Source organism: Rheinheimera salexigens, assembly GCF_001752395.1.
GTDB classification, from domain to species: domain Bacteria; phylum Pseudomonadota; class Gammaproteobacteria; order Enterobacterales; family Alteromonadaceae; genus Alishewanella; species Alishewanella salexigens.
Genome location: NZ_MKEK01000001.1, coordinates 2,317,114 through 2,330,141 on the forward strand (window position 1 = coordinate 2,317,114; position 13,028 = coordinate 2,330,141).

10 protein-coding genes and 4 tRNA genes are annotated in these 13,028 nt (G+C 40.7%); 4 read left to right on the forward strand and 10 right to left on the reverse strand.

Features of this window, described 5'->3' with window-relative positions:
• Window positions 1-29: 29 nt before the first annotated feature.
• A complete protein-coding gene (locus BI198_RS10535) occupies window positions 30-926 on the forward strand; it encodes a TIGR01777 family oxidoreductase (protein WP_070049524.1) in 897 nt (298 codons plus the stop codon).
• Here the strand turns inward: BI198_RS10535 and BI198_RS10540 are convergent.
• Both BI198_RS10540 and BI198_RS10545 read right to left on the reverse strand, forming a co-directional pair.
• Entirely contained in the window at window positions 915-3,404 is a 2,490-nt protein-coding gene (locus BI198_RS10540) for an ABC transporter permease (protein ID WP_070049525.1), read from the reverse strand. The two genes, BI198_RS10535 and BI198_RS10540, sit on opposite strands and share 12 nt — an antisense overlap.
• On the reverse strand, window positions 3,394-4,107 hold the full coding sequence (locus BI198_RS10545; RefSeq protein ID WP_070049526.1) for an ABC transporter ATP-binding protein: 714 nt from the start codon (window positions 4,105-4,107) through the stop codon (window positions 3,394-3,396). The genes BI198_RS10540 and BI198_RS10545 overlap by 11 nt, the downstream gene beginning before the upstream one ends.
• On the opposite strand from BI198_RS10545, the gene BI198_RS10550 reads away from it, so the two are divergent.
• On the forward strand, window positions 4,100-4,678 hold the full coding sequence (locus BI198_RS10550) for an arylesterase (RefSeq protein ID WP_070049527.1): 579 nt from the start codon (window positions 4,100-4,102) through the stop codon (window positions 4,676-4,678). The genes BI198_RS10545 and BI198_RS10550 overlap by 8 nt on opposite strands.
• Before the next feature lie 109 nt (window positions 4,679-4,787).
• On the opposite strand, the gene BI198_RS10555 is transcribed toward BI198_RS10550, so the two are convergent.
• The 4 genes from BI198_RS10555 to BI198_RS10570 all read right to left on the reverse strand — a co-directional run bounded on the left by BI198_RS10555 (window position 4,788) and on the right by BI198_RS10570 (window position 5,195).
• Window positions 4,788-4,863 (reverse strand) — tRNA-Glu (locus BI198_RS10555).
• Between the two features lie 50 nt (window positions 4,864-4,913).
• A tRNA-Glu gene (locus BI198_RS10560) sits at window positions 4,914-4,989 on the reverse strand.
• A 39-nt stretch (window positions 4,990-5,028) separates the two neighbouring features.
• Window positions 5,029-5,104, reverse strand: a tRNA-Glu gene (locus BI198_RS10565).
• 15 nt (window positions 5,105-5,119) lie between these two features.
• Window positions 5,120-5,195, reverse strand: a tRNA-Ala gene (locus tag BI198_RS10570).
• A 356-nt stretch (window positions 5,196-5,551) separates the two neighbouring features.
• On the opposite strand from BI198_RS10570, the gene BI198_RS10575 reads away from it, so the two are divergent.
• Entirely contained in the window at window positions 5,552-6,568 is a 1,017-nt protein-coding gene (locus tag BI198_RS10575; RefSeq protein ID WP_070049528.1) for an ExeA family protein, read from the forward strand.
• A gap of 41 nt (window positions 6,569-6,609) precedes the next feature.
• Here BI198_RS10575 and BI198_RS10580 read toward each other — a convergent pair whose 3' ends face one another.
• Genes BI198_RS10580 through BI198_RS10595 form a run of 4 tightly spaced genes read right to left on the reverse strand, consistent with a single transcriptional unit; the run spans window position 6,610 to window position 11,418 of the window.
• The gene (locus tag BI198_RS10580) at window positions 6,610-8,259 is read right to left on the reverse strand and encodes an outer membrane beta-barrel protein (RefSeq protein WP_070049529.1); all 1,650 of its coding nucleotides are present in this window, start codon (window positions 8,257-8,259) and stop codon (window positions 6,610-6,612) included.
• On the reverse strand, window positions 8,228-9,151 hold the full coding sequence (locus tag BI198_RS10585) for an XrtA-associated tyrosine autokinase (protein WP_070049530.1): 924 nt from the start codon (window positions 9,149-9,151) through the stop codon (window positions 8,228-8,230). Before BI198_RS10585 ends, BI198_RS10580 begins: the two co-directional genes overlap by 32 nt.
• Window positions 9,148-10,743, reverse strand: a complete 1,596-nt coding sequence (locus BI198_RS10590) for an XrtA system polysaccharide chain length determinant (RefSeq protein WP_070049531.1) — start codon at window positions 10,741-10,743, stop codon at window positions 9,148-9,150. Before BI198_RS10590 ends, BI198_RS10585 begins: the two co-directional genes overlap by 4 nt.
• A 39-nt stretch (window positions 10,744-10,782) precedes the next feature.
• A complete protein-coding gene (locus BI198_RS10595) occupies window positions 10,783-11,418 on the reverse strand; it encodes an XrtA/PEP-CTERM system exopolysaccharide export protein (RefSeq protein WP_070049532.1) in 636 nt (211 codons plus the stop codon).
• 190 nt (window positions 11,419-11,608) lie between these two features.
• Between BI198_RS10595 and BI198_RS10600 the strand changes: the two genes are divergently transcribed.
• Entirely contained in the window at window positions 11,609-13,027 is a 1,419-nt protein-coding gene (locus BI198_RS10600; RefSeq protein ID WP_070049533.1) for a TIGR03013 family XrtA/PEP-CTERM system glycosyltransferase, read from the forward strand.
• Window position 13,028 lies beyond the last annotated feature (1 nt).

The window sequence follows — 13,028 nt, forward strand, 5'->3', positions numbered from 1 at the left end:
TTAGTTACTAAAACATTATCGAGCCTTAGATGAAAATACTTATTACTGGTGCCACTGGCTTAATTGGCACGGCATTAATCCAGTTTTGGCAGTCACAACATCAACTTATTGCCCTAACCCGTAGTGAGGCTAAAGCTAAACAACTTACCGCACAGGGTATAACTGCGGTTACCGATTTAAACCAAGTTGATTTCAATACTGTTGATGCTGTGGTTAATCTCGCTGGCGAGCCCATTTTTGGTCGGCGTTGGTCGGATAAACAAAAACAGCTGTTATGCCAAAGCCGCTGGCAACTTACCGAACAACTTTATCAAGCCATAGCTTCGGCTGAAACTGCACCTAAAGTGTTGATAAGTGGCTCAGCAATTGGCTATTACGGTGCGCAACAACAGCAGATTATTGACGAAGATTACTCACACCTACATGCTGATTTTAGCCATACACTTTGCCAACGCTGGGAACAAATTGCGCTGCAAGCCTCTTCAACTTACACGCGTGTTTGCTTGCTGCGCACTGGTATAGTACTCGCTAAGCATGGCGGGGCTTTGCAACGCATGTTATTGCCCTTTAAACTCGGTTTAGGCGGTAAGTTAGGCAATGGTCGGCAATATATGGCCTGGATCCATTTAAATGATATGGTTCGGATAATAGACTTTTTACTACTGCATCCTACTTTACAAGGGGCTTTTAACGCTACTGCACCACACCCTGTCACTAATACTGAGTTTACCAAGCAGTTAGCAGCAACCCTACATCGTCCTGCTTTACTGCCCTTACCTAGCTCTTTATTACGTTTACTTTTGGGCGAAATGGCAGACTTATTATTAAACAGTCAGCGTGTGGTGCCAGTTCGGCTAACTGCAGCTAATTTTAATTTTACTTATCCCCAATTAGCTGATGCTTTAACTGCAACCTTAGCCAGTTAGTACTCTACGCACTAACTGGGCACTAGGTATATGCAATAAGCGTTTAAGCTGCCACCAGCCTAAAACAGTTACAACTATCACACCAACTGTTGGCCCTAGCCACCATAACTGCCAGTGCGGCTGGAACGGTAAATCAAATACTCTTTTTTGTAATATAAACAACATTAGCTCTGCTAATACCGTTGCAAAACCACCGGCTAATCCACCTAATAACGCGAATTCTAATAACAGTGCATTGCGTAAAAAAGCATACTGCGCACCCAAAGTGCGTAAAATTGCTAACTCTTGCTCTCGTTGCTCTAATGTGGCTTGTATTTGAGCAATTAAAACTAATGCCGCAGCAAGGGCAATTATGACTAAAATAAAGCTTAACGCTAAGCTAACTTGGCTGATAATAGCTTGTACTTGCTTAATAATATTATCGACACTTATAACGGTAACCGTTGGCATTAATCGGGCTAATTGATTTAACAACAATTGCTTATCCGGCGCTAAATAAAACGCAGTAATGGCAGTAGAGGGAAAGTCAGCTAATAGATCTGGGCTTAAAATCATATAGAAATTAGGCTGTAAACTATTCCAATCTACACTACGAATACTCGTTACCACAGCATTAACCTGCTGACCGCCAATCGAGAAAGTTAATTTATCGTCTAATTGCAGCGATAATCGCTCGGCAAGTTGGGATTCAATCGAAACTTCAGCAATACTGGCGGCACTAAACCACTGCCCTGCCATTAAGTCGTTATTGCTTGGCAATTCAGTCAACCAAGTAAGGTTAAGTTCACGGCCAACGCCTACGCGTTGTTCTGTGGTTGCTTCTTTACTAGCAGGTGCGGTAACAACTTGCTCATTCACCGCAGTTAATCGCCCGCGTACTACTGGATAAAAAGCATCTAAAGTTAAATCATGCTCTTGAGCAAACGTCACTAGTTCGGTCTGTTGTGACGGGGTTATATTGACTAAAAAATGATTAGGTGCACCGTCAGGAACTTGTTTTTGCCATTGGTCCATCAGCTCAGTGCGTAAAAAGTATAATAGTAAAAATAAAAAGATGGCTAAACTAAAGGTAATTAATTGAAAGCTATTGGCCCACAACCGGCGGCGTAAGTTAGCTAATGCTAAACGCCGTGCACTATTCTGCCCTGCTGCCATAGGCTTTGCTAAGCGGACAATTGCCGCTGCACAAGCTAATAATACCACCGCAAACAATAAACAAAGTACAAATAAGCCCACACTTAACACTAGCTCGGCACTAAATAACCACATTAATAAAAATATGGCTAAGCCACCACTGAGGAACTGCAGCAGGTCAATGCGAAATCCTAGACCCGATGGCCGCTTTAATACCACCATGGCAGCTGTATTTGATAGTAACCATAATGGCCGGCCAGCAAATAATAACGCACAAATAATACAGGTCACAGCCCCTAAGGCTAACGGTCTAATACTTAGCTCAGCCGCGAAATCAGCAAAATAAAACTGGATCCCCCATTGAGCAATCGTTATCGCAATTTGCCCTGCCATTAAACCTATAACTAAACTAAAAAGAGTAACTAAGGCTAAATGGCTTCCATAGATCAATCTAACTTGGCGTGTACTGGCGCCTAGAGCTTTAAACACCGCAACTGATTGAATATGGCGCTGGCTATAACGATTGGCTGCTACAGCTGACGCACAGGCCGCTAATACGATACCTAATAAGCCCGCTAACAATAAGAAGCGTTCTGCTCGTGTTAACGCACTACCCAGTGCAGACTCTTGATCCATATCTTGCCATTTATCATGGACTGATAAATTAGCCGTAATGTCGCGTTCAAAATTGTTTAAATCATTATTTTTGCCGGAAAATAAGTAGCGATAAGTAATTCGACTTCCCGGTTGGACAATTTGTGTTGCCGGTATATCTGCTATATTCATTAATAATCGAGGGGCCGCGCTAAAGACACTTAATGGTGCATCTGGTTCACTTTGAATAATACCTGCGACGAGAAATTCTGCTGCACCTAATTCTATTTGATCGCCTAATTTGATATTTAATAGCTCAAATAAGCGGGGTTCAAGCCATACCTGTTGTAAAGGTCTTGCCTGTTCAGGAGGTAATACAGCACTGATATCGCGGTTAAGCAGCAACTCTCCTCTTAGGGGGTAAGCATCACTTACTGCTTTAACCGTCACTAATTGCATAGCATCGCCAGCAAAAACCATAGAATCAAACTGCATTTGCTTGGCCGTTGCTAAACCAGCCGACTTGGCATGATTAATAATGTCGGTATTAAAAGGTAAACTTGAACGTAAGACTTTATCCGCCGCAATAAATTGAGCGCTGCGTTGTTCTAAAGCCGTTTTAACACCTTGGGTAATTCCGCTTAGACTGACAACCGAAAACACCGCTAAAAACAATGAAAATGCAATAACCCAAAGCTCACCTTGTTTTAGCTCTCGCCAAAATAAACGCCATGCAATACTAGCCCACATGTAGTTGTCTCACTTCAGTTTGGGCTATACGCCCAGCTTGCAGCTGATATTGACGCTGACAACGTGCAGCGATAGCGGCATCATGAGTAACTAAAACTAAGGTCGTGCCGTGTTTAGCATTTAGATCGAACAATAACTGCTCAACTTTGCCTCCCGTTACTGCATCTAAATTTGCCGAGGGCTCATCGGCGAACAATACCGCTGGCTGAGTAATAAATGCCCGAGCAATAGCTACGCGTTGTTGCTCACCACCCGATAACTGGGCAGGAAAAAAATCAGCTCGATCGGATAAGCCTACTTGCTCTAATAAAGCTAAGCCACGTTGCTTAGCTTGTTTATCCCCAGCTAGCTCTGCAGGTAAAGTAACATTCTCTAAAGCAGTTAAACTAGGCAGAAGCAAAAAAGACTGAAACACAAAACCGACACTTTTTGCCCGAAGAGCAGCCCGTTTATCATCTGACAGTTGATGTAATGCGTGGCCCGCTAAATAGATTTCACCAGAGGTAGCACTGTCTAATCCGGCTAATAAACTAAGTAACGTTGACTTGCCCGATCCGGACGCTCCAACAATTGCAATGGTCTCTCCTTCATTGATCGTTAAGCTAATATCGTGCAGGATAGTCAAGTTACCGCTATTAGTGGTCACCGTTTTCGTTAAGTTAACCGCTTTAATTTGCTCATCAGGTGATAAAGTTATGCGCATAGTGTTTTTATTATTCCTTATTGTTTTTAGCCAGATAGTCTTAGCCCAAAAGCTACTTATTTTAGGTGATAGCCTTAGTGCCGCTTATGGCATGAACTATGAACAAGGCTGGCCGCACCTATTACAACAAAATTCAAAGTGGCAATTAATCAATGCCAGTATCAGTGGTGAAACAACTGCAGGCGCCGCCGCACGTTTACCCGCATTATTGCAACAACACCAACCCGATGTCGTATTAATAGAACTGGGTGGTAATGACGGTTTAAGAGGTTTTCCTTTGCCACCGATTAAAAACAACTTAAATCAGATCATTAGCCTAATACAGCAGCATAAAGCGCAGCCCATATTAATGCAAATACGGATTCCACCCAATTATGGACCACGTTATGGCAAAGAATTTGCGAATATTTATACGGAGTTAGCTCAGCAGAATAAAATAATGCTGTGGCCATTTTTTATGGAGCAAATTGCGACTGATAGCAGCTTAATGCTGGCAGATGGAATTCATCCTAATGCTAAGGCACAGCCAGAAATTAGTTTAATAATGAAAAAATTAATTGATGAGTTATAAAATTATTTAAGGTGAATGATGATATAGATAATGATGATATGCAACGATGGACTGTTAAATACTTTTTTGATACCGGATGGCATTGACACCAGATATTATTGACACCAAATGGCGTCCCCTAGGGGATTCGAACCCCTGTTACCGCCGTGAAAGGGCGGTGTCCTAGGCCTCTAGACGAAGGGGACATAGTAACAGTAAATATTACAAATATTTAAAACTAGCATTGTTGAATAACTGGCGTCCCCTAGGGGATTCGAACCCCTGTTACCGCCGTGAAAGGGCGGTGTCCTAGGCCTCTAGACGAAGGGGACGCATAATTATTCATTGTTACATAAAAGTGTTAAGATTTTTGGCGTCCCCTAGGGGATTCGAACCCCTGTTACCGCCGTGAAAGGGCGGTGTCCTAGGCCTCTAGACGAAGGGGACGCACTGTAAAAATCTTGGTGGAGCTAAGCGGGATCGAACCGCTGACCTCTTGCATGCCATGCAAGCGCTCTCCCAGCTGAGCTATAGCCCCGCACTTTTAGCATCCTATAGAGCAACGTTTAAACAAACGCTGTTACTGCAGAACACGGTGCGCATTCTAGGGTGCCACTCAGAATGTGTCAATAGTTTTTTCTGTAGTTACTATCGTTCGGATGTTTTTTAAACGCAAAGTGCAAATTATCAGCAAAAACAATAGACAACTTTGCCATTTAGACCCTATTTAATCTGGTTTACGCTTGGCTAAGTGTTAAACTTTATAGGTGATTAAAGTTAGCTCTTTATCGTAGTGCTATACTTTGTAGTCTTCTAAACTCTATTTAGACGCTAATACTGTTTTTTAAGTATTGTTATTAGTGTATGACCGCTGGATAATTAAGGAAGAAAATTATGTACGAAAAGTACTACGGGCTAAAGGAACGCCCATTTCAGCTTACACCTAATCAGCATTGGTTTTATGCCAGCAAGTTACACAAACGCGCCCTCGCCTATTTACAATACGGTTTAAGCCAAGGCGAAGGCTTTATAGTGATTACCGGTGATGTAGGTACTGGCAAAACAACTATTGCCAATCAGTTGCTTAGCCAATTAAATCAAGATGAAATTGTCGCCAAACAAATAGTCACCTCAAAACTAGAACCAGACGATCTTATTCGGATGATCGCATCTAGCTTTAATCTTGTGGTAACGGAACAAACTAAAGCCAGTTATATAGACGCTATTTATGCTTATTTAAAACGCTTACATGCTCAGCATCGTCGCGCTTTACTATTAGTGGATGAAGCGCAAAACTTACCCTTAGATTCAATTGAAGAACTACGCATGTTGTCAAATTTCCAGATCGAAGGTAAACCGCTAATTCAAAGCTTTTTACTCGGTCAGAATGAAATGAATGCGATCATTCAAAACCCGAATATGGAGCAGTTTAGACAACGTATTATCGCCTCTTCCAATTTGTCAGCCTTTGCACTGGAAGATACTATTGCTTATATACAATATCGGCTTATACATGCCGGCGGTACCGAGGATATTATCGATACTGATTGCTACGCGCTTATTCAACAACACAGCAGGGGGATCCCACGAAAAATAAATGCCGTAATGGATAGAGTATTACTCTTTGGTTATTTAGAAGAATGTCCAACCATTAATGTTAGTAATGTTCAAACGGTATTAAATGAGATAAATCAAGAAATTGCTAACCAACAACCCAGCCAAACACAAACTGCATTAACATCTACTAAGCAAGCTGCAACGCCAGAGTCAATCAATCAAGATCGTTTAAATGAACTTAGCGCGGCCTTAGATAGCGCATTACAGCAAAAACTAGAGATGGCAAAAGAACTAGATTTATTAATTAAGCGCCAGCAAATGCAGCTAAATGGCTACAAAGATAACGATAAGTAAATCAATATCTTTGTAGTTTCTATTGCAGTTAAAAGTTAAGTTTAAAATGCATAACTTACACCCAGACCTAGCCGAGTTTCACTGATATCGGCATTAGCGAGGCTTGAATCACGACGAATATGACGAACATCTGCCGTGAATTCAAGTTTTTGGGTGTATAAATAAGTCAAACCAAATGTAGCAGACATATTGTTATCATCGCGGTTGCTCTCAGTATAATTAAAGCGATAAAAACTCATATCTACATTGGCAGAAAGATTAGCATAAAGCTGCCATAAGGCTTGTATAGTCAAAGAGTGACGCCGAGTTAACCTGTCTATTTCAACGTATTCATCTTCACCGGTACTGGCGGTAATATTCAATGACAGTTTATTCTTACTGTATCCTACACCGAGCAATACATTACGGCTTAACACTATGCGTTCACTTAACTGGGGATTAAAGATCCCCAATAGTTGAAAGGACTCTCCTACCCCTGGGATATAAGTGCTTGACGGCGGCCGGAAGCAGTCAATCAAACTCGAACTGCCATCTGGACAAACAAATATACCAAAGCTCTCAAATTCCTGAGTTAATTGCGATTCTGTTCGAACAGAATCAGTCGCAGCTAAACGAACACTTATAAAGCGTAAGTTATAATTGCCTTGCAAAGACATAGTGCGACCAAAGTAGCGCTTGTCCAAGCTAAAAGATAATGATGTACGTCTACTGGGCGCTAAATATAATGATGCGGCTAAATAGTCATCATCACGGGTAGAGGAATCTAGCGTATCCTCAGTTTCTCTAGTAATTCGAGACTTATTCCACGTAACGTTAACCCACGAGACGCGACCTAACTTTAATTCTAAACCTGCCCCATAAGAGAAGAATTCATTATCAAAATTAGCTGAACCTTGATTTTGCTCATAACTACTTCGCAATATAAAAGATAAACCACTCCAGATCGGGATACCAAGAATCGCATTTGCTCGACTGGATTCAAAATCATTAAAAAGCTCTCTGTCAACCTGATTATAATTACCCGTCAGGTTCCAAAAAAAACTGTCGCTACGACGGGCACGGCCTAAATTTAAAGCCCCTCGATATGAATTATTGGTATAGCCTTCATCTTCACCACTAAAAGAGCCATCGGCTGTATCAACATCATAACCTAATGATAAATTAGCTTGGGTAGTTGAGCCGCTTAAGGTTCTAAAATTTAAATTAGTACCATAACTTGAGGTTTTAGTAAGGTTGCCAGTACTGGTAATAATATCCGCATAAACCCCCTGCCTTGAATCCCGAACGCGATAGCCACCAGCTGCATTTACTCCCCAACTTACGCGTTGATTAAATGCAGTAACGACGTTTTCTGCTCTGTAGGTTTGAGCACTGTGTTGTGAGCGTTGCGCATCGCGATACCAAACCACTTCTTCTTGCCAAAATAATGAGCTTTTTACGTTTGGTCTATTCCTAGTAATAGTTATTTCAGGCGTTACCAATAAAGCTAGGCCGCGATCTGTGCCCGGACTCACTTGTTCATTTTGATACCAATAGGCATAAGTATTGGCGGAAACTTTAGGTTTTACTTTAGTTTCTGCATTAGCGTATTGCCCCATAAGCAGTAATAAAATGGTGCTACAAAACACTTTTTTTATTATTTGCTTTGTTTCCAGCTTGTTAATCAGCACCATAGTAATAACCATACCCATAACCTTTTCCTTGGTTACGATGAGCTTTATTGATTAAAAATCCTATTGCAATATCTTTTGGTAATAAGCTCACCGCTTGCTCAATTTCTGCCAATTTAGATCGATTTTCTTCAACGACGATAACTGCCTGACCACACATAGAGGCCATTACCGAGGTTTCATTCACTCCTAGTAAAGGTGGCGCATCAAAAATAACTAATCGATCTGGATAGCGTGAGGCAAACTCTTTCACCAACAGCAACATTCTCTCACTAGCTAATAATTCTGTTGAAAGATGGTGTGGCGAGCCAGCAGTAACAATTTTAAGTCGCTCTATATTAGTATTAAGAATAATATCGGTGACTTTAACTTGATCTGATTGTAAGTAGTCAGTCAACCCGACTTCATGCTGAATTTCTAACGTTTTAGATACATTTGGCCGTAACACATCACTGTCCACTAATAGCACAGTTTTGTCTTGCTCTAAGGCAATGCTTAAGGCTAAATTTATTGCTGAAAATGTTTTGCCCTCACCTGGCCGAGAACTGGTTACTAAAATTAAATTAGCATGCTTTAAGGTTGAACTTAAACCACCAAAAGCATTATTAATCAGCTTACGCTTAATAACACGATACTCTTCATTTATAAGCCGGCGTTCACTAGATAAAGAAACAAAATTTTTCCGCTCTAATTCGGCTAAATCAATATTTATCGTCGTCCGCGAGATGCGAGTAGTTTTGTTAGCAACGTCTGGGATGCCGATAGTGTCACTCGTTGTATCTAGCGGTGTATCAATAGTGTCACTCGTTGCATCAAGCGGTGTTTGTTCAGTACTTTGAACTCGCTCTATTGTTGTCTCAGCAGTTGCTTGCTGTTGCTTTATTTTATCAATGGCTTTTTCTATTGTGCTCATCTGATACTCCTTAACAATAGCTCAGCAGAGCGGCCAAATAATACTTCATTGCTTAATAACGCTATATAACATAAAAGTAGACCTCCACTTAATAACGCAAAATAGAAAAAGTGTAGCCGTACTTGTTTCAGTATTTTTCTTTTATCGGTATGTGACACCACGCCAAAAACGGGGAAGTCACTGATGCTCCTTAATTGTGAAGCTCTTGATAATACTGGCGAAATTAAACTGCGCACAAATGCCATAAAGGTACCTAACAAAATGCCAATAACCAATACTAAAGTATAGAACAGACCACGATTTGGCCCTGATGGGGTTAAAGGTACGCGGGGCGGCTCGATAACATTAAACTGAACATCTTGATCTGAAGCACTAGCACGGCGTGATAACTCTGCAGATTCACGTCTAGCTAATAAGGCTTCATATTTTGATTTTGTAACATCGTAGTCACGGTTTAAACCGGTAAATTCAGCTTCAATTTCAGGGATTAAATTAAGCTTACTTTCTAGTTCATTTAATTTGTCGGTATAAGCTTGCACTCTGACCCTTGCTGAAGCGACTTCAGAAGATAGCCTAGATACACTAATGCGTAGCTCTTGATAGAAAGTATTTTGATTCAGGCTGGCACTTTGGCTAGGATTTTCTGCCGAGCGTTGCGCCATCTGCGTTAATTCATCCTGCCGCTGGCTGTCTAATTGTTCAATACGCCGTTTTACTTCCAACACATCAGGATGTTGCTCAGTAAAGCGGATTAACAAATTATCAAGCTGTGTTTGTAGCATATTAATCCGTTCATCAAATTGCGTCATTGGTGCATTACTACCACCTGAGTACGGCATAACACCAAATACTGGCTCTTCACCGGTAAGTTGGCTTTGTGCTGAGGCTAAACGCGTCTCTAGCTCACGCAGCACTAATTTTGCTTCTTCTAGCTTCAGTTTATCTGAGCTAATTTGACCATAATAATCACTTTCAGAACTTGGCAGCATGCCCATTCGATTCTTTTTAAAATCAGACAATCGTATTTCAGCAGCAACCAATCGACGTTCGTAGTCAGCAATTTCATTGGCTAAAAATCGCTCTGCAGCTTGCGAGTCCGACCGACTTGAACCTAATTGGCTTTCCATAAACGTATTTAAGATTTCTTGCACCACTTTAAGTGCCAACTGAGGCTTAGGATTGGTATAAGCGATTACATACAAGTTTTCTCGACCTGCGCTGCTTATTTCAATTTGCTTTTGTAAGTCATCAATTAAGGTTTCAAAGGCTTTATCATCTTTTGCTGCGATATCTAAATCAGTCGCGCGGGCAATTTTTTCCAAATTAGGCCGACTCAATAAGGTACGAGCTATTAACCTTATTTCATCATCAGAACTTTTTCTAATAGTTAAACCACGCAACAGTGGCTCTAAAACTGAGCTGGTTTCAACATACAACTTTGCACTGGCCTCAAAGGTAGGTGGCATGTTGTAAACGTAAATCCAACCAATGGGACAAAATAGCCAAGCCGTTATTACAATATAACGTCGCCTAACCCAGACTCCCTGTAAATAGGTATAAAGTAACTCTATTGCCTGCTGTATTTCTTTCATCGATCACTCCATAGATTCGATTTTCATGGTGACTACACGTTAAAACCACGCTTCAGGAATGATAACAATATCACCAGGCAGCATATCCACGTTGGCGTTTATTTCACCATCGCGTATTAGGTCATCTAGTCTTAAGTCGTAAGTCACTTGCATACCATCTTTTGCTCGGACTAGTTTGGCGCCATTACCGTTAGCGAAATCAGTTAAACCGCCAACTGCAATCATTAAATCCAGTACCGTCATATATTCTCTATAGGTAATAGCTTGGGGATTAAGCGCTGCGCCTATCACCCGAACTTGTTCACTATAGGGGCCAAAAAAACTAGTAACAGAAACGGTAACGACAGGGTCACGAATATATTTGCCTAAAATTGATTCCATATCTCTGGCAACTTGGGTGGGGGTTTTTCCGCTAACAGGAACATCTTCTACTAATGAAGTGGAAATCTTCCCATCGGGTCTAACGATAAAGCTGCCAGATAATTCCGGATTTCGCCACACAAATATCGATAGCGAATCATTAGGGCCCACTAGGTAGTGGTAGTCATCAACGGAGGTCGTTAATGAGTTATGTACTGTCGCTTTAGGTAAGTAAAACCCAGTCGAGCAGCCGAACAAAAACAAGCAAACTAATAGTGTTAAACCGCTTTTCCCTTTAGCAGATGTCACGAGCATAATTGTCTTCCTTTTCTTGATGCTACTTTAATATAACTGAAAAATTTAAATTTGTGATGTAAAAAAGTAAAATTAAATTTTTGTTCTATACTTTAAAGATAGTATATTAAACAAGCTATATTTTATAGTGTGCTTATTTTAGCCCCGCAAAAGTAGGTAAAGCGTAAACAAAACGCACAAGGATGTTACTATGAGAAAAGCAATTCGTTACGGACAGAATACGATTGCAGATAAGTTTTTTTTAGTCGCGGAGTTAGCTCTATTAATTCTAGCGAGTCTGCTAGCAAGTTATATTTGCAACCTCTACTTTGCTCCCATAAAACCTATTAGTTTTGAAAATCGATTAATTAACGCCATTCTATTTGCCGCGTCGGTCATGCTGTGTGCGTTATCCGTTGGCTTATACGATCAAAAATTGCGTGAGGGGCAAAAAGGTATATTAAAGCGCGTTGTCATTACTTTAGTGTTTAACGCGATTTTATTAGAACTCATTGTATTACAAATTTTTAGCTTCCTACATATCGGCTTTAGCTATTTGCTTATTGCATCCATTATTTCAACGCTATTGCTTAGTGGTTTTCGCTCGATATTTCATTATAGCGATATCACTCTGATTAGACGGCGACGTGTATTAGTGTTAGGTGCTGGCGAGCGTGCCTCTATTATTGAGCGCCGCATGCGTCGTAACGTAGACAAACGCAGTTTTGACATTGTCGGTTTTACTCCCGTTGCTGGCGATAAAGATGCGGGTATAGACGATGAAAAGCTTATGCCTTTTAATTATGAAACCGATTTATATCAATTCGTAATTGAGCATAATATTCATCAGTTAGTGATTGCCTGTGATGAACGCAGAAATATGCTGCCGGTAGAGCATTTATTTAAATGTAAAACTCGCGGCATAGATGTTATTGAAATCCTTGATTTTATAGAGCAAGAAACCGGCCAAATTGCGGTTAACCTTATCTATCCTAGTTGGGTTATTTACGCTAACGGTTTAGATTTAAATCAACGATTTAAAACTAATTTAGATTATAAACTAAATGTCATACTTGCCGTATTATTGCTAGCAGTAACCTGGCCGATAATATTAATTACCGCACTCGTTATCTATTTAGAAGATGGCCGTAAAACAGGCGCATCAATATTTTATCGGCAACTTAGAGTTGGCTATGATGGCAAGCCTTTTTTCATTTTGAAGTTTAGAAGTATGAAGCCTGATGCAGAAGCAGATGGCGCCCGTTGGGCTACTCCAGACGATGAAAGAGTAACTAAAATCGGCCGATATTTACGCAAATACCGTATCGATGAGTTGCCACAATTATTAAATGTTTTATACGGTGAAATGGGTTTTGTTGGCCCAAGACCGGAGCGGCCTGAATTTGTTGATGAATTGGAGAAAAGTATCCCTTATTACAGCCAAAGGCACAATGTTAAACCTGGTCTGACTGGCTGGGCCCAATTAAAATATCCATACGGCGCCACGGCTGAAGATGCTCAAGAAAAGTTAAAGTTTGATTTATACTATATTAAGCATCGTAGTTTACTACTCGACTTAATGATTTTAGTCCGCACCGTAGAGATAGTGCTATTTGGTAAGGGTCGTTAAT

Coding starts and splice junctions, on each gene's coding strand:
- BI198_RS10535 (WP_070049524.1), top strand. CDS start 30: ATGAAAATACTTATTACTGGTGCCACTGGCTTAATTGGCACGGCATTA.
- BI198_RS10540 (WP_070049525.1), bottom strand. CDS start 3,404: ATGTGGGCTAGTATTGCATGGCGTTTATTTTGGCGAGAGCTAAAACAA.
- BI198_RS10550 (WP_070049527.1), top strand. CDS start 4,100: ATGCGCATAGTGTTTTTATTATTCCTTATTGTTTTTAGCCAGATAGTC.
- BI198_RS10545 (WP_070049526.1), bottom strand. CDS start 4,107: ATGCGCATAACTTTATCACCTGATGAGCAAATTAAAGCGGTTAACTTA.
- BI198_RS10575 (WP_070049528.1), top strand. CDS start 5,552: ATGTACGAAAAGTACTACGGGCTAAAGGAACGCCCATTTCAGCTTACA.
- BI198_RS10580 (WP_070049529.1), bottom strand. CDS start 8,259: ATGGGTATGGTTATTACTATGGTGCTGATTAACAAGCTGGAAACAAAG.
- BI198_RS10585 (WP_070049530.1), bottom strand. CDS start 9,151: ATGAGCACAATAGAAAAAGCCATTGATAAAATAAAGCAACAGCAAGCA.
- BI198_RS10590 (WP_070049531.1), bottom strand. CDS start 10,743: ATGAAAGAAATACAGCAGGCAATAGAGTTACTTTATACCTATTTACAG.
- BI198_RS10595 (WP_070049532.1), bottom strand. CDS start 11,418: ATGCTCGTGACATCTGCTAAAGGGAAAAGCGGTTTAACACTATTAGTT.
- BI198_RS10600 (WP_070049533.1), top strand. CDS start 11,609: ATGAGAAAAGCAATTCGTTACGGACAGAATACGATTGCAGATAAGTTT.